Annotated in this window: 19 protein-coding genes; 9 read left to right on the plus strand and 10 right to left on the minus strand. The window is 38.3% G+C overall.

The features are described 5' to 3' along the window. The first annotated feature begins 10 nt into the window (after nt 1-10). Together M9949_00895 and M9949_00900 are read left to right on the plus strand one after the other, a co-directional pair. Nucleotides 11-1,315, plus strand: a complete 1,305-nt coding sequence (locus tag M9949_00895) for a hypothetical protein (GenBank protein MCO5249962.1) — start codon at nt 11-13, stop codon at nt 1,313-1,315. Then, the gene (locus M9949_00900; protein ID MCO5249963.1) at nt 1,312-2,022 is read left to right on the plus strand and encodes a DUF4397 domain-containing protein; all 711 of its coding nucleotides are present in this window, start codon (nt 1,312-1,314) and stop codon (nt 2,020-2,022) included. The genes M9949_00895 and M9949_00900 overlap by 4 nt, the downstream gene beginning before the upstream one ends. 6 nt (nt 2,023-2,028) lie before the next feature. Here the strand turns inward: M9949_00900 and M9949_00905 are convergent, their stop codons facing one another. Together M9949_00905 and M9949_00910 are read right to left on the minus strand one after the other, a co-directional pair. Beyond that, nucleotides 2,029-2,952, minus strand: coding sequence for a leucine-rich repeat domain-containing protein (locus tag M9949_00905; protein MCO5249964.1), 924 nt, complete (start codon nt 2,950-2,952; stop codon nt 2,029-2,031). A gap of 19 nt (nt 2,953-2,971) precedes the next feature. Next, nucleotides 2,972-4,075 carry a hypothetical protein gene (locus M9949_00910; protein MCO5249965.1) on the minus strand — a complete coding sequence of 368 codons (1,104 nt, stop codon included), beginning with the start codon at nt 4,073-4,075 and terminating at the stop codon, nt 2,972-2,974. Nucleotides 4,076-4,337: 262 nt separating this feature from the next. Between M9949_00910 and M9949_00915 the strand changes: the two genes are divergently transcribed. Then, the gene (locus M9949_00915) at nt 4,338-5,099 is read left to right on the plus strand and encodes a hypothetical protein (GenBank protein ID MCO5249966.1); all 762 of its coding nucleotides are present in this window, start codon (nt 4,338-4,340) and stop codon (nt 5,097-5,099) included. Nucleotides 5,100-5,239: 140 nt separating this feature from the next. Then, nucleotides 5,240-5,986, plus strand: coding sequence for a DUF3108 domain-containing protein (locus tag M9949_00920; GenBank protein ID MCO5249967.1), 747 nt, complete (start codon nt 5,240-5,242; stop codon nt 5,984-5,986). On the opposite strand, the gene M9949_00925 is transcribed toward M9949_00920, so the two are convergent. The 6 genes from M9949_00925 to ppdK all read right to left on the minus strand — a co-directional run bounded on the left by M9949_00925 (nt 5,979) and on the right by ppdK (nt 19,561). Continuing rightward, the gene (locus M9949_00925) at nt 5,979-6,617 is read right to left on the minus strand and encodes a DUF2459 domain-containing protein (protein ID MCO5249968.1); all 639 of its coding nucleotides are present in this window, start codon (nt 6,615-6,617) and stop codon (nt 5,979-5,981) included. The two genes, M9949_00920 and M9949_00925, sit on opposite strands and share 8 nt — an antisense overlap. Beyond that, nucleotides 6,608-7,390, minus strand: a complete 783-nt coding sequence (gene lepB, locus M9949_00930) for a signal peptidase I (protein MCO5249969.1) — start codon at nt 7,388-7,390, stop codon at nt 6,608-6,610. Before lepB (M9949_00930) ends, M9949_00925 begins: the two co-directional genes overlap by 10 nt. Next, nucleotides 7,387-8,298 carry a signal peptidase I gene (gene lepB / locus M9949_00935; GenBank protein MCO5249970.1) on the minus strand — a complete coding sequence of 304 codons (912 nt, stop codon included), beginning with the start codon at nt 8,296-8,298 and terminating at the stop codon, nt 7,387-7,389. The genes lepB (M9949_00930) and lepB (M9949_00935) overlap by 4 nt, the downstream gene beginning before the upstream one ends. 26 nt (nt 8,299-8,324) lie before the next feature. After that, complete coding sequence (lepA, locus tag M9949_00940; protein ID MCO5249971.1) at nt 8,325-10,142, minus strand: translation elongation factor 4; 1,818 nt, start codon at nt 10,140-10,142, stop codon at nt 8,325-8,327. 168 nt (nt 10,143-10,310) lie between these two features. Then, the gene (locus M9949_00945) at nt 10,311-16,448 is read right to left on the minus strand and encodes a hypothetical protein (GenBank protein ID MCO5249972.1); all 6,138 of its coding nucleotides are present in this window, start codon (nt 16,446-16,448) and stop codon (nt 10,311-10,313) included. A 302-nt stretch (nt 16,449-16,750) separates the two neighbouring features. Next, a complete protein-coding gene (gene ppdK, locus M9949_00950; protein ID MCO5249973.1) occupies nt 16,751-19,561 on the minus strand; it encodes a pyruvate, phosphate dikinase in 2,811 nt (936 codons plus the stop codon). Between the two features lie 210 nt (nt 19,562-19,771). Here ppdK and M9949_00955 point away from each other — a divergent pair, with 210 nt between their 5' ends. Continuing rightward, nucleotides 19,772-20,779, plus strand: coding sequence for an acetylserotonin O-methyltransferase (locus M9949_00955; GenBank protein ID MCO5249974.1), 1,008 nt, complete (start codon nt 19,772-19,774; stop codon nt 20,777-20,779). Between the two features lie 4 nt (nt 20,780-20,783). Here the strand turns inward: M9949_00955 and M9949_00960 are convergent, their stop codons facing one another. Continuing rightward, nucleotides 20,784-21,686, minus strand: a complete 903-nt coding sequence (locus M9949_00960; GenBank protein ID MCO5249975.1) for a DUF58 domain-containing protein — start codon at nt 21,684-21,686, stop codon at nt 20,784-20,786. A 101-nt stretch (nt 21,687-21,787) separates the two neighbouring features. Then, nucleotides 21,788-22,249 (minus strand): translesion error-prone DNA polymerase V autoproteolytic subunit, encoded by a 462-nt coding sequence (umuD, locus tag M9949_00965; protein ID MCO5249976.1) that lies wholly within the window; start codon nt 22,247-22,249, stop codon nt 21,788-21,790. Between the two features lie 157 nt (nt 22,250-22,406). Here umuD and dnaX point away from each other — a divergent pair, with 157 nt between their 5' ends. Genes dnaX through upp form a run of 4 tightly spaced genes read left to right on the plus strand, consistent with a single transcriptional unit; the run spans nt 22,407 to nt 26,707 of the window. Then, the gene (gene dnaX / locus M9949_00970) at nt 22,407-24,122 is read left to right on the plus strand and encodes a DNA polymerase III subunit gamma/tau (protein MCO5249977.1); all 1,716 of its coding nucleotides are present in this window, start codon (nt 22,407-22,409) and stop codon (nt 24,120-24,122) included. 20 nt (nt 24,123-24,142) lie between these two features. Then, complete coding sequence (gene bcp, locus M9949_00975) at nt 24,143-24,613, plus strand: thioredoxin-dependent thiol peroxidase (protein ID MCO5249978.1); 471 nt, start codon at nt 24,143-24,145, stop codon at nt 24,611-24,613. Nucleotides 24,614-24,635: 22 nt separating this feature from the next. Further along, nucleotides 24,636-26,087 carry a TatD family hydrolase gene (locus M9949_00980; GenBank protein ID MCO5249979.1) on the plus strand — a complete coding sequence of 484 codons (1,452 nt, stop codon included), beginning with the start codon at nt 24,636-24,638 and terminating at the stop codon, nt 26,085-26,087. Nucleotides 26,088-26,089: 2 nt separating this feature from the next. Further along, nucleotides 26,090-26,707: a uracil phosphoribosyltransferase gene (upp, locus tag M9949_00985; GenBank protein ID MCO5249980.1), complete on the plus strand. Its 618-nt coding sequence runs from the start codon at nt 26,090-26,092 to the stop codon at nt 26,705-26,707. Nucleotides 26,708-26,833: the final 126 nt, after the last annotated feature.

Consider the following 26,833-nt stretch of genomic DNA (forward strand, 5'->3'; position numbering starts at 1 on the left):
TGAGTTTACAATGTCTTATGCAAAAATGATACACGATTACATTGACGGTGGCTTAGACAGCACGAACGAGCAGGCTATGTTCGCATTGCTGTCCCAAAGTGATGATTTGAGGCACGAATTCAATTCGCAATTCAAAATGCACCTCGCTGCTCAAGAGGATATGTCGCAAATTGCTCCACCAATCCATGTTACAAATGCAATATTTGCAGGGCTCGGAATGGCTATTCCGGCAAATACGGTGCAATCGCCAACCAGCAGCATAAAGCGTTTCTTGAACAGGTTCGCCCCTGCTATCCTCTTGCTACTGTTCTTCGGAGCAATGGGCTGGGGTTTGCTCGAATATCAAAAAAACCGAGACCTCGAATCTCAATTGGCTTCGTCAAACGGCAACGCATCTATTGGGAATTCATCAAATAATATTCCGATGATGTCCTCATTCAGCGATGATGATGTAGCTGCAAACGGCAGCAATTCTACCGGGAATGCCGTCAATAATGATGCGTCCGTTAATTCAGCTACCTCGGGAAACTCGAATAATGCAAACCGAAATAATGCTAATAGTTTTTACAATTCACGTGCTAATTCAAACTCGGGAATAAGCACCCAAAACGGTCAAAATGATTATGATTTGGCTTCGGGAAATTTGCAAAATAGCAGAACTTCCGGCATGAATAATCATATCGAAGGCTCAAGGATTCAATCTGACAAGAATTTTGCAAGAAATGCGATGTTCGGTTCGAGTCATAATTCAAATACTTCATCGCAATTTGGCAATTCGATTTCGATGAATGGTGGATTGGGCAATTTCCAATTGATTTCGGTAAATTCGATGATTGGTAGTAAAGTTCAAATTCAAGTGAGCACTTTACAATCACCTTTCACTTCGCCATCATTTGAAAATTCCAATTTGCAAAGCCCGAATGGAAGCTGGTCAGGTGCATTTTTGTATTCCATTAATGATTTTAGTACTATTGGTTTAGTAGTTGGTGTGGAAAGCTTCAACCAAGATTTCAAGACATCCGATGGATTGCATTATTTACAAAGCCCTGAATTGCTTTGGTTCGCTGCAAGTTATCGCTATACAGCAAAAGATTTGTTTGTGCCACACATTTTCTATCCTTACGCTCAATTAAGTGCCGGTGGGACAAGTGTCGGACCAATTACCAAAGGACAAGTCGGTGTTATCTGGAATGTATTTTCTACAGTTAATTTGAACTTAGGTGCTGAAGTAGGATATTTATTTTACAATGTAAATGGCAATATTCATAATTCAAGCAAAATTGGATTTACAAGCGGAGTTACAATAGGATTTTGATACATAGTTTCTTATACGGCGCATTCGCAACCTTTTTAGCTTTGTCAGTTATAGCTATTGGTGGTTGTGAATGTGTCCCCGATATTACAACGCCAAAGGAAATTACTCCCGAAAACTCTTCGTTTGTGAGAATTATTAACGCTTTGCCGGACCATCCGGAAATCGAATTGGAAAGCAACGATATTAAGATTAGCACTATTGCCTATTATTCCGGTTCGGATTCATCGCTATATCAAAAATTTCATGCCGGAAATTCCTTCATTCGAATCAAATCTATAACTCGAAATCAAGTAATTGCCAATCAAGCATACTTGCTCACAAGAGACAAACAATATTCACTCATTTCATACGGACGCGGCAGTTTAGCCTTGACGGCATTGATTGAAGATGAATTGGAATTATTGCAAACGGGAACATCGGGCATAAGATTGTTGAATTTCACTGACGGAATGAGCGAATTGACCTTTTCGCTCACCGGTTTGAACAATCATGAGCAATCAATTGCATATTCGAGCTATTCCGAATTCATCAAAATCCAAAGCGGAGATTACATAGTAAAAATTCGTGATGGAGCAGGAAATGAAATTGCCACAGAAAACATAAAAATAGCCCCGGGAATAAATTATGATTTAATTTCCAAGGGCTACATTTCGGGAACGTCAAAAAATACTTCATTGCAATTAATAGCAATCAAAAAACCAAATTAGTTTTGTTTAGTCAATACTTTCAAAATCGAATTCATCTCCCACTTCTTCTTCCTCTTTGCGAATGTATTCGTCGAATGTGATGTTAGTGCTTGGCAAACATCTCACCAAATTCATGACATCTTCGTGGCGAATCTTGTTGCCCTTCAAATTGAGCAATCTCAAACCTTTTAATTCGCAAAGCATCATAGGAACTTCTTTTAGTTTATTGTTGCTCAAATTCAATTCGCGCAAATTTTTCAATTTGGACATATCATTCGGCAAATCGTCAATTCGATTATTGCTCAAATCAAGATAGTGCAATTTGTTCAAATCGCCGATTGAAGCAGATACATTTCTGAGCCTATTGCCGGAAATATCGAGGTATTCCAAATCTTTGTAGCGATTGAGCCCATCAGGGAAATCACGGAACCTGTTATCAGAAAGAATCAAACTTGAAGAGTTGAGTGGCAAATCATAAGGCATATTGCGTAATTTGCTATTTGAAAGATTGATAACTCCCGATGAACTGCCGAAAGCCATACTACCGCCGTCACTAAGCATTTTGCTGATTCTTCCGCTGCTTTCCATAACATTTTGCATCGCAACCTGGCTACCGTCTGATTGCTTGATTATTCGCGAATATATATCCAATGCTTTCCTGAAGTTAGCATCAGCATTATCTTGTTGCCCCATATCGCGGTATAAAAAGCCGTAATATTCGTAAGCAACTGCTTGCCAATATTGTGATTCAAATCCACGATTGGATTCGACGCCCGAAAGCCCTTTGTCAAGGAATTCCTTTGCTGCATCGAATTCACCTGATTCTCTGTATGTATTACCGAGCTTGAGATTTCGCTTGCCCAATTCCAATGATGAACCTTGGGAAAATGCTTTGAAATCATTAGCTGAAACAAAAATTAAAATCGCGAGAAATATTAGAGTTTTTTTCATAATTTACCTGCTGAAATAATTAAAATGGAGACCTCCAAAAGTTGTACCTTACCCCGAGTGAGAGCCCTAAATGTGTCTTTCCGAGGTCAATTCGGTTATAGCCTTGGACATCGGTCACGAATACCAAATTTTTTGTAAATGAGTGATAGATTGAAAAATCAACAAAAATTTCAAATGGGAATTCACAACTTGGCATTCCAAAGAAGTATTCGATATTTATATTGTACCCATCCCAGCTAAAGTTGCTGGTAGGTCTGTTGACAACTTCGCCTTTGCCCCAGAAATAGCCTAATTGCATGTTCAAACCATGGACTAAATTCTCGCTCTTACCTACAGCTAATTTAGCACCAAGTCCGACAGCGTGCATGTTAGTTCCCCATTTCTCGGTATAATCAGTACCCATAATGTCATATTTTGTGAAGAAATTGGGAGATAAATATTCGTACCAAAAATCAATTCCTTGCCAAAATCCAAATAGTTTTTGAATATTTACAGCACCTTTCACGCCCAATCCCGGGTCATTGGTAACATGGTCGCCACCATTTGAAACGAAAACATTTCCCGTTCCGGCAATTGAAAAAATCGTAGTATAATCACGGCAGTTTAGGAAAAATTGTTGGCGAAGAAGTTGGAGATTATCTGAGTAGAGTTGGTCTTGTTCGATTAGACGAGCAATCATTTCATTGAGGATTTCATTTGTGATTTTGCCTTTCATGACAATCATATCGGAAACCGTATCGCTCAATTGCTTCTCAAGTTGGTTAATGCGTTCGAGAAGCAATTGGCGGTCCGTATTTGGTGCGGATAACACCTCTTTCTCCAGATTCATTGCGATTCTGTGGTATTTGCGAATAATTCTGAAGTCCATGTCTTCCAATTCTTCAAAGGTGGGTTGAAACACTTTTGATTTTGGTTCAATACCCATCAATGCGAGTTGAGTCTCAAGAATGATACATGTTCGGTATAACTCGAGTACTTTCAGTGCGAACAAACCTTCGCTTTCTTCGTACATTTCGAGTTCCGAATCCGATGGTAAAGCCGAAACCTTCAAAATCGGCTCTGCCCCGAACGCCATGTAAGAACACATTACAAATGCGAAAAATATTTTTATCATTATTTTCATGTTTTTGTCTCCAAATTTTTATACTATCTGAACAGCAAAGTATATGCCAAAATAAAGACGGTCATATCCTATTGTATTTCATAGGCTTACGAAACATGAATCAAGTCAAAGAACAATTTAAAACATTTGCAATTCCAACGATACTAAAATGCAGTATTCTCAGATAGGAATGCTAAGTAAATTTTCGGATATGAAAAAAATAGTTTGTTTGTATCGTTTTTTTTGTTATTTTTATAAAAGTTGTATAGTTGTAATTGGAAAAATGTTAAGATTTGCAAACATATCACTCGGATTGTTGTCGCTGCTTGTTCTAATCAGCGCTTGTTCGGATATGGGTAGCCCTGTAATCAACCACGAGAACCAAAATGTTTTGAAATCTATTACCAAATGGCAGGTTGACGTTACTACAAATCAAAAGAAATCCGTTGTGATGTTTCAAGAATTTGACAGAAGTGGCAGATTGACTTTCAATGAAGAATACAACGAAGTTGGCATTATTAAATATAAATCTTCTTACTCATATACAAGCAATAACGAAAGCAAAGAAATTTTAATAGAATTCGATGCGGCAGGTAATGAAAAGCAACAATCAGTTAATGAATATGAGTTGGATAACTATGGTAGAATCGTTAAAAAAGTAGCGATTGACCAATCCGGCGATGCTTGTAAGGAAACTGTTTATACCTATGATGAACTGGGCAATATAATCAAACGTTCCGAGACTGATATCAAAACAAATAATACAGTAGTTTTTGATTATAGTTATACATATAGTTCCGGTGGGAATTTGGTCGAGCGAACCATAATATCTTCAAACGGGAATACTTTCTCACGCGACAGTTTAGTGTATTCTCCCGGGAATTCGGGGCTTGATGTCATCAATTATGACAACGAAGGAGTCACATATATCAAATCATACAAATACAACTCCGCAGGTCGCATAATAACTGAGTTCGAAAGTACCTCTCAAGGTACTGTTATCAGAAAATTTATCTACGAATATAGCTTCTTCTCCTCTAACTAATTTTTGTCTTCATTACAATTATTTTCACTTTTTTCGTTTCATATCGTCTATTAAGATATATTTGAAACTAATATTAATTTATAATGACAATCATCAAAAACCTAAAATTTCTCTTTATAGCTTTTCTTTTCGTGTTTATAATGTCGGCTCAAGCCCACAGCCAACCGAAACTCAATGTTTTTTACCCCGGAGAAGTAATCGAATACGAAGTATCTTTTATGGGAATTAAGTTGGGTAATATCACAATAACTTCGATTGAAGAAGTTGATTTCAACGGCAAAAAAGTTTATTCCGCTAAAGCTGAAATGAAAAGCAACCCGGGAATTCCTTTCCTAAGTCTCAATGCTTTGTTCGAATCTTTGATGGAGAAGAATTTGACACATTCACATCAATTCAAGGGCAGTACTAAGCAGGGTGATAATCCATGGACAACAGAAAAATTTGATATGAAATATCCCCAAAAGCATATTGTATATGAACTTTGGAAAGATAACAAGTTAGATAAAACGAACAAAATCGAATTTGATAAGAAAGTCAATGATGGGTGCTCCTTGTTTTTCTTCGCCAGGCAATTTACTGATTTGGGTAAAACCGTCAGAGTTCCGACACTAATTAATGCAGCGTTGTCTTATACAAGTCTTAATTTTCATGGTAGGTCTGAAAAAACTAACATTTCCGCTGTCAAGTATCCTATAAAAACGCTATTTTTCGACGGTAGAGCCGATTGGGAAGGAGTTTATGGGTTAAAAGGGTATTTCAAGGGTTGGTTCTCCGATGACGAAGCCAGAGTCCCTATAAAGGCAGAAATGAATGTTTATGTTGGAAGTGTCAATATTGAATTAATACGTTGGGAAAGAGGTAATTGGCAACCACCAAAAGCTAATTAAGAGCTTTGATTAGCTTGCCGATTTTTTTGAGACGAGTATATAAATCATACTTGGTAATTACCATAAAAGTAGATATGTCGAATCCTGAATCTCGCAACAATCTCGCTACCCAAGTATTGCATGTATTGAATGTATGATATTTCTCATTTGAAAAATAGAATTGCACTTTGCCGGAATATTGCTCTGAAGCTTTTTGAATTTTACCGTAATCATCTAAATCGAAAGATTGATTAACAAGTTCAATCATTTTGGCAAATCTCTCTCTCGAAAATTTCAATAAAACAATAAAATCGAAATTCTCAGGCATTGACGTAACAGGGTAATTCATACCTTCAAACCGTAGGACACTCGAAGTTGGCATTAGCAGTGCTTTCGCTCCCAAATATAAATCAAAACCGGTAATTTGGTAAAAATCGGCATCTCCCCAACCTATATCAATCTTCCGGTATTCCTTGAAATTTTCGCCTACATTCAATTCAGACAAAACAAGTGAATCAGTCGGGATTATAACGCCTGTGTGGTAACTATAATTGATGATATAAACATCAACACTATCGGAGGCAAATATGTATCCGACTTGCAAGCAACACAGCAGCAAAGTTGATTTTATTATGTTAGATATTAGAGCCATTTAAAATTCAAAAACGAAATACCATCGTCTGAATTTTCTGAAAAATAGCGGAATAAGACTTTGCCCTCAATTCGTTCGGACGAAATCGGACCAAAGTAACGTGAATCATAGCTTTTGCTGTAGTTTTCGCCTGTTACGAAATAATATGAGTTCTTGAAAATATAGACATTTGATGATTTGCCATTGACAAGAAAGTCCTTTCCGGTATCGAATACAGATTCATTCTCTGAACGCATCAAGGAAATATAAAAGTCGGAATTCACCGAATCATACTTGATTTCAGTACCTTTCGCAGGTAAAGCTGCTTTTTTATAGTGGTCTTCAAACTCTACCAAAGTAAAAAGATTGAAAGTTGTATTACCTTCAAAATGCTGGTAATTAACAGTATCTCCGGGAATAGCATCAACTTGTTTTGTTACATATCTGATAGATTTGAAATCGCCTTCGTAATCCTCGTCACGAAATACTATCACATCACCTCTTGACGGTTCTTTGTACCATAGGGCAAATCTAAGAGGGTTTTCGAGCGTAGTGAAAGGAATTATTGAGCCCAATCCGAAATAATAGCCGAGCCGACTCATCAGTACGTGGTCACCCTTTTTTAAGGTAGGCGACATCGAATCAGACTCGATTTTCAGGAATTCGAGAGTTGTAAATCTGAGCAAAAAAGTGACCAAAAGTATCAGAATCAGTACTTCAAAAAATGCAGATATGACAACTCGTAAAGAGTTTTTTTTTTGAGGTGAAACCTTTAATTCCGAATCGCTCATCATCTGATAATTGTGCCAATTCTTGGTAATCGAACCGAGCCGAATTTGTCAACTATTTTAGATAATGGAATATTTGTATCCCATGACCAATAAACAATCATTGGAGTACCAATCACATTATCATAAGGAATATAGCCCCAATAGCGGCTGTCGAGACTATTGTCTCGATTGTCGCCAAGCCCGAAGCAATAATCACGTTCAATTGTATAGCTTGAAACAGAGTTGCCATCAATCAAAATTCCGCTTGCAGTTGATGCCACTTCGTGTCCCTCGCGAGCAATAAGCACTTCCCATTCACGAATATTTTCAGGACTTAGCTCCACTACATCGCCTTTTTTCGGAATTCTTATAGGTCCCCAGTTATCGCGAGTGAATCCCAATCCCGGAGGAAATGTACGCAATTTATCACCGGGATAAATAGGCAGCTCTCTATCAAATTTTCCATATTCGGCAAGTGGAACTTCTGTACCATTTACGATTAATTGCTTGTTTACAATTGAAATAGTATCTCCGGCTACGGCTACACAGCGTTTCAAGTAATAAACGAAATCAGCCGGCTTTACTTCGTCACGGTCACCCGGGTAAATAAATACAATGACATCGCCTTTCTCGGGCTCTTTCAGTCCCGGAAATTTATAAAAGGGCAATGGAATATTCAAAAATGGGATTAGTTGTGGTGTAGTTGGTCCGTAAATAAATTTATTGACAAAAAGGAAATCTCCTGTCATAACGGTTTTTTCCATCGAACCGGTAGGAACAACAAAAGATGCTACTGCAGCACCATTAATAATCATCACAACAATAATAGCACCTAAAATAGTTTTTACCCAGGAAATGACACTCTCTTGAAAAGTTTCGGGTTTCTTCTTAGCCGGTTTCGCAGTCTTAGCGAAATATTTCTTAATATCCATTGCTTTTTGTATTTATTATCTAAAAATTAATTGTCAATGCTGAGTACAGCCAAAAATGCTTCTTGCGGAATTTCAATACTTCCTACTTGTTTCATACGCTTCTTACCTGCTTTTTGTTTCTCAAGTAATTTACGTTTACGCGAAATGTCGCCACCATAGCATTTGGCAGTTACATTTTTACGCAATGCTTTCACGGTCGAACGAGCGATAACTTTTTGCCCAATTGATGCTTGAATCACTACTTCGAACATTTGTCTGGGGATTAAATCCTTAAGCTTGTCGCATAATTTTTTACCCCAATCGTATGCCTTAGCTCTATGGACAATTGCCGATAATGCGTCAACAGGTTCGCCGTTGAGCATTATATCAAGTTTGACCAAATCACCTTTTCGATATTCCATGAATTCATAATCGAGTGAAGCATAGCCACGAGTGATTGATTTCAGTTTGTCGTAAAAGTCGAATACAACTTCAGCTAAGGGCAATTCCCATTGAATGTCAACACGTGTTGCAGACAGATAAATTTGATTTGTTAGCACTCCTCTTCTATCCATGCACAATTTCATGATATTGCCCACATAATCATTTGGCGTGAGGGTTTGAGCCTTGATGTATGGCTCTTGAAGTTCTTCAATTTCGCCGAGTTTGGGTAATTCTGCAGGATTGTCAACAAAAATAACATCACCGTTGGTTTTGAGTACTTTGTATCGTACGTTTGGAACTGTGGTAACAATTGTTTGGTTGAATTCGCGTTCGAGCCTTTCTTGGACAATTTCCATGTGCAAAAGCCCTAAAAATCCGCACCTGAAACCGAATCCGAGTGCATTAGATGATTCCGGTTCGTAAGTAATTGCCGAATCGTTTAGTACGAGTTTGTCCAAAGCTTCGCGTAAATTTTCGAAATCATCCGCATCCGCAGGGTAGATACCCGAAAATACCATCGGCTTAACGACTTGAAATCCTTCGATAGCACCGACGCATTGATTTTTGAAATATGTAACAGTATCGCCGGCTTTGGTATCGTGCAAGTCTCTGATACTTGCTGTAAAATACCCCACATTTCCCGCTGAAAGCTCTTTTGTTCGGTGGCGAGTCATGTACAAAATACCTACTTCTTCAGTCTCGTAAACTTTATTTGATGCCATAAACAAGACTTTTTCGTTTTCGCGTAAAGTTCCCTCGAAAACACGAACATTTACAATTACGCCACGATATGCATCATAAATCGAATCATAAATCAAAGCTTTCAGAGGAGCATTGGGGTCGCCTTTTGGTGGTGGAATTCTCTTTACAATCGCTTCCAACATTTCATGAATGCCAATACCTTGTTTGGCGGATGCAAGCAAAATTTCATCTTCCCCACAACCTATGAGCTCCATTACCTGTTGTTTTACGTCATCAACAGTTGTAATGGCACTCGGCAAATCAATTTTGTTCAATACAGGAATAATTTCCAAATCATTTCCAAGTGCGAGATATAGATTACTAATGGTTTGAGCTTCAATGCCTTGAGTGGCGTCAACGATTAACAGGGCGCCTTCGCATGCAGCAAGTGAGCGAGAAACTTCGTATGTAAAGTCAACATGGCCCGGAGTATCAATCAAATTTAAAATATATGTATTGCCGTCATCGGCTTTGTAGTCCATTTGGATGGCGTGCAATTTAATGGTAATGCCACGTTCTTGCTCGAGTGGGTTATCATCTAAGATTTGGTTCATAACCATTTCCCGCTTGCTAACTCTTCCAGTCATTTCAAGCAAACGGTCTGCCAATGTTGATTTGCCATGGTCAATATGTGCAATAATACAAAAATTTCTAAATAGCTCTAAGGGAGTTGCGCTCATTAATTTCTTTATTGAATTTCTAATTGAAATATTTTTCAGACTAACTATAGTTTTTCTTAGACGAAAGAGATGATTTTTTAATTAGACTTAAAGAGATTTATTATTGGGACAAAAAAAAAGAGCCGACTCATGCGAGCCGACTCTAAAAATACTTTATTATTTATAGTCTTATTTAATTACTGCTATGCGTTGAATCAACTGAACACCGTTTGCTCTCATGACTACAGAGTAAATTCCGGAAGTCAGACGCAATGCGTTAGCATCAATATTGAGTTGGTACTGCCCGCCTGCAAGTCTTGAGTTAACAAGTTTTGCGACTTCGACACCTAATTGGTCAATTAGGACGATTTCGACAAATCCGTCAGAGGCAACTTCGTAAGAAATTACCGTAGTTGAATTTACAGGATTAGGAACTGCTGCACCAAGCAAGTAACCGTCTTTCATTTGGTCAGTAACGTCACTTGTAGATGATGATACAGTAACAATTGCTATTTCGGAAGTAACTTCACCGCAAGCATTTGAAATCAATACATAGTAAGCTCCGGTATTCGATTCATCTACACTTTCAATCGTATAAGATACATCGTTTGCACCTGGAATTGCTTCGGTATCGAAATACCATTGGTAAATTAGGTCAGTACCTGTAGTTTCAACTTCAAGCATCAAATTATCACCAACTGTTAAATTAACTATCAGTTCCAAATCTTTCGTTATTGCAGGTAGGTCAGTGACTTCTAATACTGCAATATATGAGAGGAGTCCATAAGGTGATGATGGAACTTTAACTTCGCAATAGTATTCACCATTGAGTTCTGCTCTTGAATTGTTCACTGTCAATGTGTTTGAATGCGAACCGACGTAATCGTCATTGTCAAGCAGTGCAACACCGTCTTTGTGCCATCTGTACGAAATTGGCTCACCTGTCGAGGATGTTGCCGAAACACTAAAGCTAACAAATTCACCTTGACAAGGCGAAGTACTCATAGGTTGAGCTGTTATGCTAAATTCAGATTTGATTAATCCGAAGTTACTCACTGTATCATTGCCACATAATCCATAAACTACAACCCAATAATCATCACCATAATCAGAATCTTGGATGTTAGCAATAATCAAACTGTTAGATTGAGTACCAATGAATCTTGGTGATTCTAATAGTGGGGCTGGTCCTCTGAACCACTGAACTTTAGGTTCAAATTCAGGAGGTGCACCATTGACGTGAGCTCTGACTACCCAATTGACCGAATTGCCAAGCATAACAGATTGTGTGGTAGGCTTCCTAGTAAATTCAGTAGGAGTTGCTACGTAAACTGCAGCAGGATTTGAAGTCACGATTTTTTGACCGGCGCAATCTTCTACAGTCAAACGGCATTGATAAATACCTGAATGGTCATATTCAACATTCGGTAGTATCAAAACACGTTTGTCAGCATAATAGTTTTCTTCGTTACTTATTTCAATACCATTTTTCAACCATCTGAATCCATAAATTGTTCCTTCGGCAAAAACTTTGAGTGTAACTTCTTCGCCTGCACAAACAACCTGACTTTCCGGATGCTCTTCGATTGCAAAGAAATCCCATACTTTGACAGCTGTTGAGGGTGTTGGAACAAGTGGTGTTCCGCATGTAGTGCTACCTAAAATCATACAACGATAATCGGCAGATTCGTCAGGACTCATATTAGTCATCACAAGCGTTTGAGTATTGGCAGAAGGATATTCGTCAATGCTAAGGTCTATAAATCCTGTTCCTGTACTTTTTTGCCATTGATAGCCGAAAATAGTACCGTCGCCGGTTGCATGAATAGTAATGCTGCCATCTTTGCAAACGTAAGTCAAATCGCCTTCGTAATGCAACTGAGCATTTTCGAGTGGGTCAGAAATATTTACAAAACTGATATCCGAATACAGATAATCAGGTCCGCAATTTCCGGGTCCCATCACTTTCAATCTGTAATGTCCAATAGCTGCTTCAGGATTATTCAAATCAAGTTGCACTTCGGGACTTGTTTCACCCTGCATCGGGATAAATGTGCTTGTACCTAATTTTCTAAATTCCCATTGATAACCGGTAATATTGCCCGTTGCAACGGTTCTGATTAGCAATTGTGGGTCAGTAGAACAGATATCTTCATCTTTAGGTTGTAATTCAAAAGCTATAGGCGTTTCAACTGCGACATGTTGTGTTTTAGTCATCAATTCAACATCCATAAACTTTGCTGTGGCATGATATGTAGCGGAATCAGACATTTGAAGTGACTCAAATTCCAATTTCTTAGATTTTGCACCACTAATACCATAATTATTTTTAAACCAAACAATATCTATACTTGATAAACCATCTCTTGTTATGTCATCGCCAAAAGTTAACTCGTAATCAAATGACAATGTGAGTGGGTTGTCAACACAATAGACATTATATTCCGGTGTAAGTGTGTTATCCTCTGTCATGTTTAAATAAGCGATAACTTCATCAGCGCCTACATATGTTGAACTTTTGCGAAGCTCACCATCGGAATCATATAGAACATCATCCATTCTTGGAATCATAAGGTTGGTGTTTCCAACACTACTGCCATTTAAGTGTAAATCAGTATCACTAATATGATTTGTTGTTACCGAGAATGAGTTGACATCTTTTCCGGTCATATTTTTCCATGCTGTCAAAGTTGTAGCAACATTTGAGAATGGATAAGAAGTACCGTATCCGCCATACTTACCATGGTCACCGCCGACTGTATAATTATTATTATCAAGTATGCTCAATACATTAGTAAGATTACTAGTGCTATACAAAAATATGTTAAAGGAACTCGTGCCGTTAACACCCGAAATTGAGTTGTGAAGTATATTTCCTCTTACATCGTTATTCAAATACGAAGATGAAAATATTATATTTGCTGTAAGTGATGGTTGAGAGCCTGCAGTAGCCTGACTGCCTTTCATTATGATAGTATTGTGCCAAATCTTGTGCCCTGAGCCCGAGGCAACACGAATACCGAAAGGATTTCCTGTGGTAGAAGTTGAGCTCATTCGACTTGTGGTGATATCAAATATATAATTATTCATAATTGAATGACCCGTTCCGCCTAAGATGTTAACACCGTAACAACCAACTGTGCTTGATGCAGTTTGCTTTAATCCATGAATTATATTATTTTCGATAAGGGCGTTAGTTGATGTCGAACCATCTATTTCAATCCCCGTACGTGAAGTGCTATAAGCTGTGGTGAAATTAAATATTTTATTCCCACGAATTACAGCATTATCTGTAAGATAAACATCAATACCTTTGACGGAAATCTCACTGCCGGAAGTAGTCGAACCTATTTCATTGTTTTCAATCAACAAATTTTGTAACAGACCGGATGTCTTACCGAAAGCAGAAATCCCATATGAACATTTGTAGATTTCATTATTACGGATAGTTAAATTATTCACATTTTCACTTGAAGCATTCGTACTCGTACTTATTAAACCATCAGTAACTATTATTCCATACGAGCCGACTGTGCTCATAATATAGTTGTTGAAGATTACACAATTTTGAATTGTAACGAATTTGCCGCCATCTAACATAGCACCACCGCTTCCGATTGCTATCGCAGCATTATATCCTGTAGATTGTTGGTTGGTAATTTCGAGGTAACGACCGTCACCGTCAAAACTTCCGTCGAATGTTACATAACTTGCACCGAGCAGGGTAATGATAGACCCACCGGCAAGAGTGCCTGAAAGTCTTTTGACTTTAGCTTCGCTTGGTTTGAATGTGACGTTATAATATTCGGCGCCTTCGTATAATAATTTACCGAGTGCAATAGAACCTGACTCAGAAATATCCGTAGAAATGACTACTTCGACATCGCCTGTCAAAATACCATTATTTAAGTATTCGAATACTCCACCTACATCGGTTAGAGTAGCATAATCTTTACCGGAGCCGCTACCTACTGTAATTTCGCCTTCAATAGCTTCTGCTATTTTGAAGTTATCTGAATCGTAGAATGGAAAGTTTTCAGCTGTCAAACTTGTAGAAGTTGGATTGACAGAGAAAAAGCCCTTGGAAACACTAATGTTGCCCGCCGGAGCAACATCTTTTGCAACAATAAAGTATTCGTAAACATCTCCAACTTCCATACCATCATAAATTTTGTTGTAATCCAATGTAAATGAATATTCGTCGCCACTTATTGTAGCAGTTGCATATTTCCATCCGTCTTGAGTTGAACTATTCCCCACCCAAGAATTACTATTTTTGATAGCTCTGTAATATAGTCTTGGTGCTGAAGTAGTTTTGTTGACTGCAGTATAATCAGTAATAGTAGCTACAAGGACTCGGTTGTCTGTACTTGTTGTAGAAGCAAATCTTTCAAATACAATATCAGGACCCAATAGGTCTGCGGCTTTTTCATATGCACCCGGAGTCGGGTTAGTAGCCGAACGTTGTTCTCCGGTAATATCATATTCAACCTCACTAAGACCTATACCTTTTCCAATTACTTGTGAACCCGGGACGGGCGCGTTATTAGTGGTTGAGTTAAACTCGGTGAAAATATTCATAGAATTAGATTCACGAGATGTAGCTGATTGCCAACCTGATAAGTTTGTAATATCGGAATTTAAGTATCCAATCATGCCATAATCACCACCGGCATAATAGTTATTGTAATCCATTGTAGAGTTGTTCAAATTATTTGTACTTACAAGATAAACACAGAATGAACGCGACCCGGACAAACCTTCGAGAGTGTTGGAAAACAGGTTATTTCTCAAGTCAATTGTGTTGACTGCAGTTGAAGTAATCATGAGGCATGACGAAAGAGTTCCTGACGTGCCGGTTTCAATTTGTTCGCCATTAAGTTGCACACTATTATGCCAAATTTTATATCCTGTACCGCCTGTAATCGAAATACCGAATGGATTAGTTGTTGTGCCTGATGTGCTCCATTGGGTTGTTCGTATGTTCGCAATTGAGTTGTTTATTATTTGTGTATTGCTTGATGTACTTGAAATTTCAATTCCCCATGCTCCTGTAGTACTTGAACCATTTGCTGTAATACCGAAAATTTCATTATTGGATAATTCGCCATCGGCTACGGTCGCAAAAGAAATTCCACGAGAATAAGTTGATGCAGTTTGGTTGCTAACGATATTATTAAGCGCTTTTGACTTGCCGGAACTATTAATACGGATACCGTAAGAAGCGCCACTTGAATTCATTAAATTATCTAAATAATTTCGCTGTACAGTAGATTCAGCACTCGAAGTCAAATAAATTCCGTACATTGTTCCTGCGTTATATATATTGGTAATCCTATTGTCCTCTACAGTGGAATAGGCACAACTACTTAAATAAATATTATATAATGTAGTTGGCGAACTCATATTGTCAATTTTGTTATTATATAATTCTGTGTAAGGGCTTTGAAGTATATAGCATCCGTACAAAGTTGACCCGGATTTGAAATTGGAAAATGTATTGTCGTAAATTTTTGATTCATTACCATAATAGAAGTAAAGACCATAAACTGTACTTGTGCGTTCAAGTCTATCAAAAGTATTATCGTAAATTTCAGCACCATCTGTATAATATATATACATCCCATACCAAGCTACTGTTTCGGTTGCGTCAGATGAACCCAAGTGATTTCCATATATCTTTAAGTTTTTCATTCTGCCGGCTGATGTTCCATATGCTCTAATACCATAATAGAGTTTTTTGAATGTACAGTACGCAATTGTGTTATTGTCATTGCCGGCACCTGAGCCGGTCAAAGATGTGCTGACACTCATTACAATGCCATAACTTGCTGTAATAGAACCGCCAATAATATTAATGTTTCGGATAGTATTATTAGAGGCACCGCCACCACCGGTTGTATTACTATCTAACCAAATAACAGTAGTGGAAGTACTTGTGCTTGTATTTTCTATTGTTAATTTGTTTGCTGTACCTGATTGGTTCTGGCGACCGTCGAAAGTGACGTCATCAGCACCACGTAATTCGATAAGTGCAGTGGCTTGATTGCCGGAAATTTTATATTCGCCTGTCGGATAAATCACAACCGAAGTATAATCAGCACTACCTTGACCCGAGGCGTTCAAAATCGCCCTGGAGGTTTCTGAAATATCACCGGTAATTTTAGCAACAATATTGCCTGTATGGGTACCATTATTAATGGCGCTAAAAGCAGCAGACAATGTTGAGTATTCGGTCGAGCCGATTTCTACTTTTGCATTAGCTTGCTGGACATAAATTGTAAATGCAAAAAGAAAGACAAAAAATCTTGTACAGATTTTTTTCATAATAAACCTCAAATGATAAATTTTACATACTATCTATATTATAAAATGAATACTCAACCCAATAAGCAAAAAATAATGATACTCTACATTTTTATAGAGCTTAGTTTCATAATATCAAAATAATTATTTGCTAAGATATGCTTTTGGGCTTAAATAAAAAAGCAAAATCGTATTCAGTGCACGAAAAGCATCAAAATATGGCATTTTTCTACATTTGTTAATTGATAGTGAAGTTATTATGAAAAAAAACTCACTCGTGATTAACATTCACGAGTGAGTATAATGATAAAATTTTAATATATTTACTTCTTTTTAGCTTTTTTCTTGCCTTTTTTGTCTGCTTTTGATTGAATTTTTTCTCTAATAGTGGCACGAGCGGCTGCAAGACGTGCTATAGGCACTCTATAAGGTGAACATGAAACATAGTTCAAACCTGCAAAGTGGCAGAATTCCACAGAAGCCGGGTCGCCACCATGTTCACCGCAAATGCCGAGCTTTAATTTCGACTTGACACTTCTGCCTTCGTTAACAGCATGTTTAACCAAGAAACCAACGCCTGAGCGGTCAATCGAAACAAATGGGTCAACATTATAGACTTCGCGAGCAACGTAATCAGGCAAGAATTTACCTGCATCGTCGCGGCTCAAGCCAAGAGTCGTTTGAGTCAAATCATTTGTACCAAAGGAGAAGAATTCGGCAACTTCGGCGATTTCGGCAGCAGTGATTGCACCGCGTGGTATTTCAATCATTGTACCAACGAGATAATCAAATTTCACACCTGTTTCAGCCATAACTTCGCTAGCCACACGGCGAACAACTTGTTCTTGATGGGCTAATTCTTTGACATGCCCAACTAATGGAATCATCACTTCGGGCAATACTTTTTTGCCTTCTTTGGCAACGTTCACGGTAGCTTCGAAAATTGCGCGTGCTTGCATTTCTGTGATTTCGGGGAAAATAAAGCCGAGACGGCATCCGCGGAAACCAAGCATTGGATTGAATTCGTGCAAAGCGTCAACACGTTCTTTGACTGCTTTAGCCGTAATCCCGAGTTCTTTTGCAACTTCTTTTTGTCCCGCATCATCATGAGGCAAAAATTCGTGAAGTGGTGGGTCAATTGTTCTGATTGTCACCGGCTTACCGTCCATTACACGGAAGATACCTTCGAAATCTTCGCGTTGGAGTGGCAATAATTTAGCTAATGCTTTTTTGCGATTTTCGACATTTTCAGCAAGAATCATTTCGCGCATAGGTTGGATTTTACCTTCGCCAAAGAACATATGCTCAGTACGGCACAAACCAATACCTTCGGCACCAAATGCAATCGCATTTTCGCTTTGGTCAGGTTGGTCAGCATTAGTACGGACGTTCATTTTGCGGAATTTATCAGCCCAATCCATGATTTGCTTGTAAATTTGGAATGTTGGAGCGTCTTTTGCATCAAGAGTTTTGTCGATAAGAACTTCGACTACTTCGCTTGGTTTGGTAGGAATATTGCCGAGAATAACTTCGCCTGTCGAACCGTCAATTGAGATATAGTCGCCTTCTTTCACTGTGAAAGATTTTCCTTCGACAGTAAATTTGCGAGCTTTGTAATCCACCAAAAGCGAACCGCAACCTGCAACACAAACTTTACCCATTTGGCGAGCTACGAGTGCAGCATGAGAAGTCATACCACCGCGTGCAGTCAAAATACCTTCGGCGGCGTTCATACCTGCGATGTCTTCGGGTGAAGTTTCGATACGAACCAAAATAATGTTTTCGCCTTTAGCTTTCCATTCTACTGCATCTTCGGCATTGAATACAACTTTACCTGCTGCAGCACCTGGACCGGCATTCAAACCAACTGCCAATAAATCACCTTTGGCAAGTGCAGTTTTCTTAGCTTCCAAATCAAAAACGGGACGCAAAAGTTGGTTCAATTGGTCAGGGTCAACTCTCATCAAAGCTTCTTCGGGTTTGATAAGTTTTGCTTTCACCATTTCGACGGCAATTCTCATCGCAGCCATAGCGGTACGTTTACCTACGCGGCATTGGAGCATATACAGGCGACCATCTTGAATTGTAAATTCAATATCGAGCATGTCTCTGTAATGCTTTTCGAGTTTTTTGCGGATAGCTAATAATTTATGGTATGATTTGGGGTCAATGGCTTCGAGTTCGATAATCGGATTTGGAGTTCTTGTGCCTGCAACGACGTCTTCGCCTTGGGCATTCATCAAAAATTCTCCGTAGAAAATGTCTTCTCCGGAAGCAGCATCGCGAGTGAAGGCAACACCCGTTCCTGAAGTTTCGCCGAGATTACCGAATACCATTCCTTGGATGTTAACGGCTGTGCCCCATTCTTCGGGGATGTTGTTCAATTTGCGATAAACGATAGCTCTATCATTCATCCATGAGCTAAATACTGCACCAACCGAACCCCAAAGTTGTTGCATAGGGTCTTCGGGGAATTCCTGACCTGTAATATTTTTGATTGCAGCTTTATATTCAGCAACTAAGTCTTTCAAATCATCAGCAGTAAATTCGATGTCAAGTTTTATACCTTTTGCGTGTTTTTTAGCTTCGAGAATTTCTTCAAATGGGTCAATATCATCCTTGCCCTGTGGCTTCAAACCCATTACAACGTCGCCATACATGGAAACGAATCTGCGATATGAATCATAAGCAAAGCGTGCATTGCCTGATTTTTCAATCAATCCAATTATAGTAGTGTCATTAAGTCCGAGATTGAGCACAGTATCCATCATGCCGGGCATAGAAGCACGAGCACCGGAACGAACCGAAAGCAACAAAGGATTTTTGGCATCACCAAATTTGGCGCCCATTTCCTTTTCCATTTGTTTGATTGCTTTTTCAACTTGCTTAGTTAATTCTTTTGGATAGGAATGTTTGTTCTTATAAAAGTAAGTACAAACTTCAGTAGTAATTGTAAATCCGGGAGGAACAGGCAATCCGATATTTACCATTTCGGCAAGGTTAGCACCTTTGCCACCGAGCAAACCCTTCATTTCAGCAGTGCCGTCAGCTTGGTCACCCCCGAAATAATACACATACTGGTGAGATTTGCTTTTTTTGGAATTTTTAGAATCGCTTTTCTTTGATTTTGACATCGATTTCTCCGATATAATTCGTAAAATTGTGAAAATATTATCTACAAATTTACTAAAAATGATGCAAACCTATGTTAATTAATTGTTAATTGTATGAATAAAAAATAATTGTACGAATGTTTGGCATTAATAAATAACTTTTGTAATTTCACATAATTGAATTACGCAAGCATGATAAAAGAAATTAAAATATCATAAATGGGAGTTTCTATGGTTAAGAAAATTTATCCGAAACACAAAGGTAGCGGACTTGAGTTTATCCTTGATACAGCACTTGCATTTCAAAAGAGCAAAGTATTACTTACAGCCTGCGAACTTGATGTATTTAGTATAATCGGCGACGAAGCACTTTCAGCCGAAGAAATCGCTCGAATTATAAACACTGATTTTCGGGCAACAGAGCGTTTATTAAATGCTCTATGCGGAATGGAACTGCTCGAATTCATTGATTTGCATTACAAGAATACTGAAGATTCGATGAAGCATTTAGTCCACGGAAGCCCTGCCTACCTTGGTAATTTGGAGCACATCGCCGGACTGTGGGATTCGTGGAGCGACCTAATCCAAGTAATTAGGTCAGGTCAACCTGTTAATTATAAAAATCTTCAGGAAAAGGATGAAAAATGGGTAGAAAGCTTTGCTAATTCTACCGATTGGAGGGCAACGATGGAAGCCCCCGAAATACTTTCGCATTTGAATCTCAAAAATGTCAAAAAAGTGCTTGACATCGGTGGTGGCAAGGGAGCCTACGCCAAGAGTTTTATTGAACTCAACCCGAATATTAAAGTACATGTTATTGATTATCCCGAGGTAATCAGATTTACTTTACGAATGATAATTGATGATGACTTGCAAGATAAAATATTTCCGATTTCGGGAGATTTCAACGAGGATGATTTAGGCAGTGGCTATGATTTGATTTTTATTTCAAATGTAGTGAATTTATATTCGATTTGGGATAATGTAAAATTGTTGCAAAGATGTTTCGATGCTTTAAATCACGGCGGACAAATAGTCATTCACGAAATGATTATTGATGACGATAGGACACATCCGCTGAAATTTGCTCTATCATCAATAAACTTGCTCGTCAATACACTTCGTGGTGGCGTTTACACCGAGACAGATTTGTGGATAATACTCAAAGAGTCGTGGTTTAGAGATGTAGTCAAAATTGATACAGAGTTCGAATCAAGCTTAATGGTCGGGTATAAGTAAATTATTATACTTTTCGCCGCTTTGTAATATAGTCTCTTAATGCCTTGTCGAAGGGAGTTGATGTTTCAATCATTGTATAATCTATATTATGGTTGAAACATTCTTTTTTTATGTCCTTGATGAAATTTTTCACAGCATCGGAATATGCCCCACCAATTTGATGTGGTTGAGTAACAAGCTCTTCACCGGTTTCCATATCTCGGAAAGTAGCACCTGTACCAAGTTTGAAGTCAATTTCTCGCGGGTCGAGCAAATGAAAAGCAAGAACTTCGTGATTGCGGTGACGGAAATGTTTCAGAGCGTTCAGAACCGATTCTTTTTCGTCGAAAAAATCACTCATTATAATTACCAATCCGCGACGTTTGATTCGTTCGGCTAATGAATCTAAAGCCTGAGCCGTTCCGGTATTATTTGTCGGGCTATATGAGGCTAAGGTTTTCAAGATTTCAGTCACATAGGATTGCTTCGAATTCGGTGGCAAATATTTTCGAACTTCGGTATCGTACATTGCCAGCCCTACTGCATCGCGTTGCCTAAGCATCAACATACTTAGAGCGGCAGTCAAAAAAATTGCATAGTCGAATTTGGAAATCATACCTTTGGAAGCGTAACCCATAGAAGCACTCGAATCCACTGCAAGCACTGCACGAAGATTGGTTTCTTCTTCGTATTGCTTCACATAATATTTGTTCGTTCGGGCATACACCTTCCAATCAATATTTTTTGTTTCATCACCGTGGCGGTATTGCCTATGTTCGGCAAATTCAACGCTAAAGCCATGATAAGGCGAGCGGTGCAATCCCGTAATGAAACCTTCGACAACGAGCCGAGCAACTAATTCGAGATTTTGAATCCCGGCTACATTAGCAGGTATGAGAAATTTTCTGTAGTCTTGATTTTGTTCCATATTAAAAGCATTGACGAAGCTGATTGATATGTATTAAAAAAAAGGAAACCTGCCCGGGGGGATGGACAGGTTTCTCAAACGGGGCGTTTCCTCGTCATATTTTATAAGGTTCTATCCTTAATAACCATAATAGCGACACCCCAAATCTCGAACTTGTCGCCGGAGCGTACTTTAATAGGCATATAATTTTCGTTTTCGGAAAGTAACATCGTTTCGCGATATGAAAAGTTCAGCTTTTTGACTAAAATCTTACCATTAATAGATGCTACTACAATGTCACCGTGTTTTGGCTCAATTGAGCAATCTACCAAAAGAGTATCAGTATTATCAATACCGCAATTAATCATCGAATCGCCTTTGACCTTTATCAGGAAAGAATAATCGGGCTTTTTGATAAGCATCGCGTTTAGGTCAACATCATCTTCGATTATTTCTAAGTGTTTTCCTTTTCTTTCTAAAAATTCGGTCGCTATTGATTTATCAAAATTTAGTTTGCTATTACTTTTCAAATTTGAGATTATTTTTCTTTCTTCGTCAGTTATCAAGTTACATACAGGGTTCATATAGTTTTGCTTTTCTTTAGTTTCAACAATTACAAATCAATTATATCACATATCGTGCCAATGAATTTAAAGAAAAATATTTTTTTTTGAAATTTTTTGATATTTTATACTTTAATAGTCTTACTTTGTAATTTGTTTATCATAAAAAAAATAAAAAATGTCCGAAGAAAATACATTGACTAACGAAGTCGAGAACTACATAGTAACGGCTCGAAAGTGGCGTCCATTAACGTTTGCCGATGTTGTGGGGCAAGACCACATCACTCAGACATTGAAAAATGCCGTTACTTCCGGGCGGATGCACCATGCTTATTTGTTCTGCGGTCCGCGAGGAGTGGGCAAAACAACTACAGCCCGAATTATGGCTCGTGCCGTGAACTGTTTGCACCCTGTAGCTGCCGAACCGTGTAATAAGTGCGTCAACTGCCAAGCTGTGCTCGAAGGACGCTCGGTGGATGTTATCGAAATTGACGGTGCATCAAATAACAGTGTGGATGACATCCGGAAATTGAGAGAAAATGCAAAGTATCCTCCATCTCACGGCAAGTATAAAATGTATGTAATCGACGAGGTTCATATGCTTTCGTCAGCTGCATTCAATGCCTTGCTCAAGACTTTGGAAGAACCGCCGCCGCATTTGATGTTTGTGTTTGCAACAACCGAAGCTCATAAAGTGCTCCCGACTATCACAAGCCGATGCCAAAGGTATGATTTCCGGAGAATGGAAACCGGTGAAATAGTCTCGCAACTCAAATATATTGCGGGTAAAGAATCTATTACTATAGATGAAAAATCGCTAATGATTATAGCAAAGCGGGCAGACGGCTCGATGCGAGATTCACAAAGTATTTTCGACCAAGTCATTGCCTTTTGCGGCAAAAATGTGGATTTCCATGCGACTGTTGATTCACTGAGTTTGATTGATGATGAGTTCTATTTCAGGATTTCCCGAGCAGCAGTCAGTAAAAACACTGCCGAAATGTTCCACATTGCAAATGAAATTATCAATCGTGGATACGATTTGCAGGAAACATTATCGGGATTACTCGAGCATTTACGACATTTATTGACCGTTGTAGTAACCGGAAGCACAGAATTAATCGAAACAGCGAGCGAAATTCAATCTCTGTACCAGCAAGAATCTAAAAATTTCAGAAAGAATGATTTGTTGAGAATGATGAATTTGATAGCTCAATCCGAACAAGAAATTCGATTCGCCAAGCAACCGCGGGTCAAATTTGAACTGACTTTATGCAAATTAGCTACGATGGATACTGTCGCAGAAATTGAGGATTTGATTCGCCAAATAAACGGTTTGCCAACGACTGAAAGCCCTGTTACAGTTACTCCTCAACCCAAAGCTGCTCCAAATGAAAATATAGTAGCCCGTGAAAATAGCACTGCCTACGCACCAGAAAGTAAAGTCACTGAAGCAAAAGCAGTAACTCCAAAAGCTGAAAGTAAAATAACTGAAGCAAAAGTAGAAGTCCCGAAGATTGTATATGAATTACCAAAGGATTGGAGTAAGATTTTAAAATCAGATGAAATCAACGAAAGCGGGCTATCGAAAGGATTGGAACAAGCCGAGATGATGATAGTCGGCAAAACGCTCGTACTCAAATTTAATAATGCTTTTCATGCCGATTTTATTGGTGGTAAAGGCAAATTACTCGAATCAATACTTTCAAAACATTTCGATTTACACTACTCAGTCAAAGTTGAATTAGAGCAAGAAAAGATTGAATCGAATGATAACAACTTAAGTTCCGATTCGACGTCAGATAATAAATACGTTGACCAAAGCAAAGATTTGCATCCTTTTGAAAATGAAATCATAAATATCTTTGGTGCAACTGAAGTAAGAAATGATTAGTTCAAAGATTTAGGAGAAGTATGTCACTCGAAATTGGTTCAAAAGCACCTGATTTTTCCGCCGAAGTAAATAGCGGACAAAAGTTTAAATTATCTGAAACCCTTGGCAAATGGTTAGTTCTATATTTTTATCCTCAGGATGACACCGAAACTTGTACTAAACAAGCTTGTGATTTCCGAGACAATATGGAACGCATAACAAGTGTGGGAGCAAACGTAATTGGCGTTAGCCCTGATGGAGTCAAATCTCATGATAAATTCACATCAAAATACAATCTCAATTTCCAATTAATCGCTGATGAAAGCAAAGAAATATGTAATTTATATGGTGTCATCGGTGAGAAATCAATGTTTGGCAAAAAGTATATGGGTGTGATTCGGACAAGCTATATTATAGACCCCAAGGGAGAAATAAAAAAGGTTTACAACAATGTGCAGATTAAAGGGCATATAGATAAAATCATCGCCGATTTGAAAACACTTCAATCTTGAAAGTAAAATTGAATAAATCCAAATGATAGATACACACGCACACATTGATTCGGAAGATTTCGATACGGATAGAAGTGAAGTCATAGACAGAACTTTTGCCGAAGGGATTGAAGCAGTGATTGTTCCAGCAATCGAGCCGGATAAGTTTGAATCAACATATGAACTCGCAGCCACTCACCAACGCATATTTGCCGGAATTGGAATTCATCCGCATAGTGCTCTCACTGCAAATGAAGAGTCGTATGCAAAAATTTACAAATATGCACAGATGGAGAAAACAGTCGCAATTGGCGAAATAGGTTTGGATTATTTCTACGATTTCGCTCCCAGAGATGTGCAAAAAGATGTTTTCCGCAAACAACTCCAAATCGCCAAAGAGCTTGATTTACCCGTTATCATTCACAATCGCGACTCAGAAGATGACCTTGTGGAAATACTAACAGAAGAACAAGATGGAACTTTGCGAGGCGTTTTGCATTGCTTTTATGGTTCGCATGATTATTTTCAAAAAATTATGGATTTGAGAATGCACATTTCTTTCACCGGAAATATCACATTCAAAAAATTTGCCGACCATGAAATTATTCGTAGTGTGCCAAACGACAGATTCATGCTCGAAACAGATTCACCCTATATGTCTCCCGTACCTTTCAGAGGTAAACGAAATGAGCCTTTATTCGTCAAGTATGTTGCGGAAAAAATCGCTGAAATAAAAACAATTAAAATAGAAGAGGTTATAGAAATGACAACAATCAATGCTAAGAAGTTATTCAAACTGACTTTAGTCACATTATTATTTGCACTTGCAGGTCTGAATTCAGCACAATCACAAGGATATGAAGAAGATTATCCGGAAGAAACTCCGCGATACACAAAACCTTTTAATCATTTCAAAAAGACACTCGGCATAGGATTTGTTTTGGGCACAAACACTATCGTTGAATCATACAAGCCGGACCCTCAAGATTTGTCCTACGAAGGATTAGTTGCATTTGGTGGCACGATTCATGGGTCACCATTTGATTTTTTGGTACTTTCTGGTACATACTTGTACGCAAAAAATGAAAAATTACTTGTGAAATTTCCCTTCCTCAAACCAAACATACACCAACAAATTCAATTTACAGCACATTTTCTTTTGAATCCTCGCAACAAAATCAATTTTTACGGAATGGCAGGACCATCAATACTATTAAACGAGTACGGATTGGAAAATGGTGAGGTTGACAATCAAACTCGTATGGGAGTTAATGCAGGATTGGGCTTCTTCATTAATATTCCTGTATCAGGTGCCGGATTATTTGCTATTCAAGCTGAATGGAAATTAGATTTTATGATTGGCAAAACTACCAGGAACTTTGACCCAAGATATGAAAGAAATGACCCCAACGGTAAATTTTTCCGCGAAACAGAAGTAACAACCTTTTTCTCGATTCCGAGATTGAATTTAGTTTGGTATCCGGATTTATTTTAATTATGGTAAACTTACTTAATCATCCGATTATTGATTTCGAACTTACCAAACTTCGAGATAAACGTACAAGTTCCGAATTATTCCGCCAATCTGTCGATAGCATCGGCAGTTGCATGGCATACGAAGTTCTGAAAAATCTACCAACGAGGGAAATTCAAGTCGAAACACCACTTGAAACAACAAAAGGCAAAGAAATCACAAGCAAAGTCGTTTTTATTCCGATTCTCAGAGCCGGATTGGGCTTGATGCCTCCATTTATGAAAATGTACCCAAAAGCTGAAGTGGGTTATATAGGAATTCGCCGAAATGAAACAACATTCAATAGCGAAGAATATTTTTTTAATGTGCCGAAAATAGATTCAGATAGTCGAATTTTCCTATTAGAGATTATGCTTGCGACTGGCGGTTCGCTATTATCAGCAATTTCGAGACTCAAATTGGAAGGAGCTGCCAATATTAGCGTTGTTGCTTTGATTTCTGCACCCGAAGGAATCGAAAGAATCATCACAGAATACCCCGAAATACCAATCTATACAGCTGCAATTGACCGTGGCTTAAATGAAAAAAAATACATTGTCCCCGGGCTTGGTGATGCCGGTGACAGACTGAATGGAACCTGAATCCCGCATTAGCCTTGCCTACATTATAATTAAATAAAAACTAAACTCAAATTATTAAGAAAAAAGTCTGTTTTTTTTCTTAATTTTGCTTTGTAATTTGACAATGGTAATTTTTCGTAATAAAAA

The sequence above is a fragment of the Candidatus Kapaibacterium sp. genome (genome assembly GCA_023957315.1).
Classification (GTDB): Bacteria; Bacteroidota; Ignavibacteria; order Kapaibacteriales; family UBA2268; genus PGYU01.

What these genes read in the sequence shown, in the direction of transcription:
- M9949_00895 (MCO5249962.1), top strand. Translation starts at nt 11, where the DNA reads ATGTCTTATGCAAAAATGATACACGATTACATTGACGGTGGCTTAGAC.
- M9949_00905 (MCO5249964.1), bottom strand. Translation starts at nt 2,952, where the DNA reads ATGAAAAAAACTCTAATATTTCTCGCGATTTTAATTTTTGTTTCAGCT.
- M9949_00910 (MCO5249965.1), bottom strand. Translation starts at nt 4,075, where the DNA reads ATGAAAATAATGATAAAAATATTTTTCGCATTTGTAATGTGTTCTTAC.
- M9949_00915 (MCO5249966.1), top strand. Translation starts at nt 4,338, where the DNA reads ATGTTAAGATTTGCAAACATATCACTCGGATTGTTGTCGCTGCTTGTT.
- M9949_00920 (MCO5249967.1), top strand. Translation starts at nt 5,240, where the DNA reads ATGTCGGCTCAAGCCCACAGCCAACCGAAACTCAATGTTTTTTACCCC.
- M9949_00925 (MCO5249968.1), bottom strand. Translation starts at nt 6,617, where the DNA reads ATGGCTCTAATATCTAACATAATAAAATCAACTTTGCTGCTGTGTTGC.
- lepB (MCO5249969.1), bottom strand. Translation starts at nt 7,390, where the DNA reads ATGATGAGCGATTCGGAATTAAAGGTTTCACCTCAAAAAAAAAACTCT.
- lepB (MCO5249970.1), bottom strand. Translation starts at nt 8,298, where the DNA reads ATGGATATTAAGAAATATTTCGCTAAGACTGCGAAACCGGCTAAGAAG.
- lepA (MCO5249971.1), bottom strand. Translation starts at nt 10,142, where the DNA reads ATGAGCGCAACTCCCTTAGAGCTATTTAGAAATTTTTGTATTATTGCA.
- M9949_00945 (MCO5249972.1), bottom strand. Translation starts at nt 16,448, where the DNA reads ATGAAAAAAATCTGTACAAGATTTTTTGTCTTTCTTTTTGCATTTACA.
- ppdK (MCO5249973.1), bottom strand. Translation starts at nt 19,561, where the DNA reads ATGTCAAAATCAAAGAAAAGCGATTCTAAAAATTCCAAAAAAAGCAAA.
- M9949_00955 (MCO5249974.1), top strand. Translation starts at nt 19,772, where the DNA reads ATGGTTAAGAAAATTTATCCGAAACACAAAGGTAGCGGACTTGAGTTT.
- M9949_00960 (MCO5249975.1), bottom strand. Translation starts at nt 21,686, where the DNA reads ATGGAACAAAATCAAGACTACAGAAAATTTCTCATACCTGCTAATGTA.
- umuD (MCO5249976.1), bottom strand. Translation starts at nt 22,249, where the DNA reads ATGAACCCTGTATGTAACTTGATAACTGACGAAGAAAGAAAAATAATC.
- dnaX (MCO5249977.1), top strand. Translation starts at nt 22,407, where the DNA reads ATGTCCGAAGAAAATACATTGACTAACGAAGTCGAGAACTACATAGTA.
- bcp (MCO5249978.1), top strand. Translation starts at nt 24,143, where the DNA reads ATGTCACTCGAAATTGGTTCAAAAGCACCTGATTTTTCCGCCGAAGTA.
- M9949_00980 (MCO5249979.1), top strand. Translation starts at nt 24,636, where the DNA reads ATGATAGATACACACGCACACATTGATTCGGAAGATTTCGATACGGAT.
- upp (MCO5249980.1), top strand. Translation starts at nt 26,090, where the DNA reads ATGGTAAACTTACTTAATCATCCGATTATTGATTTCGAACTTACCAAA.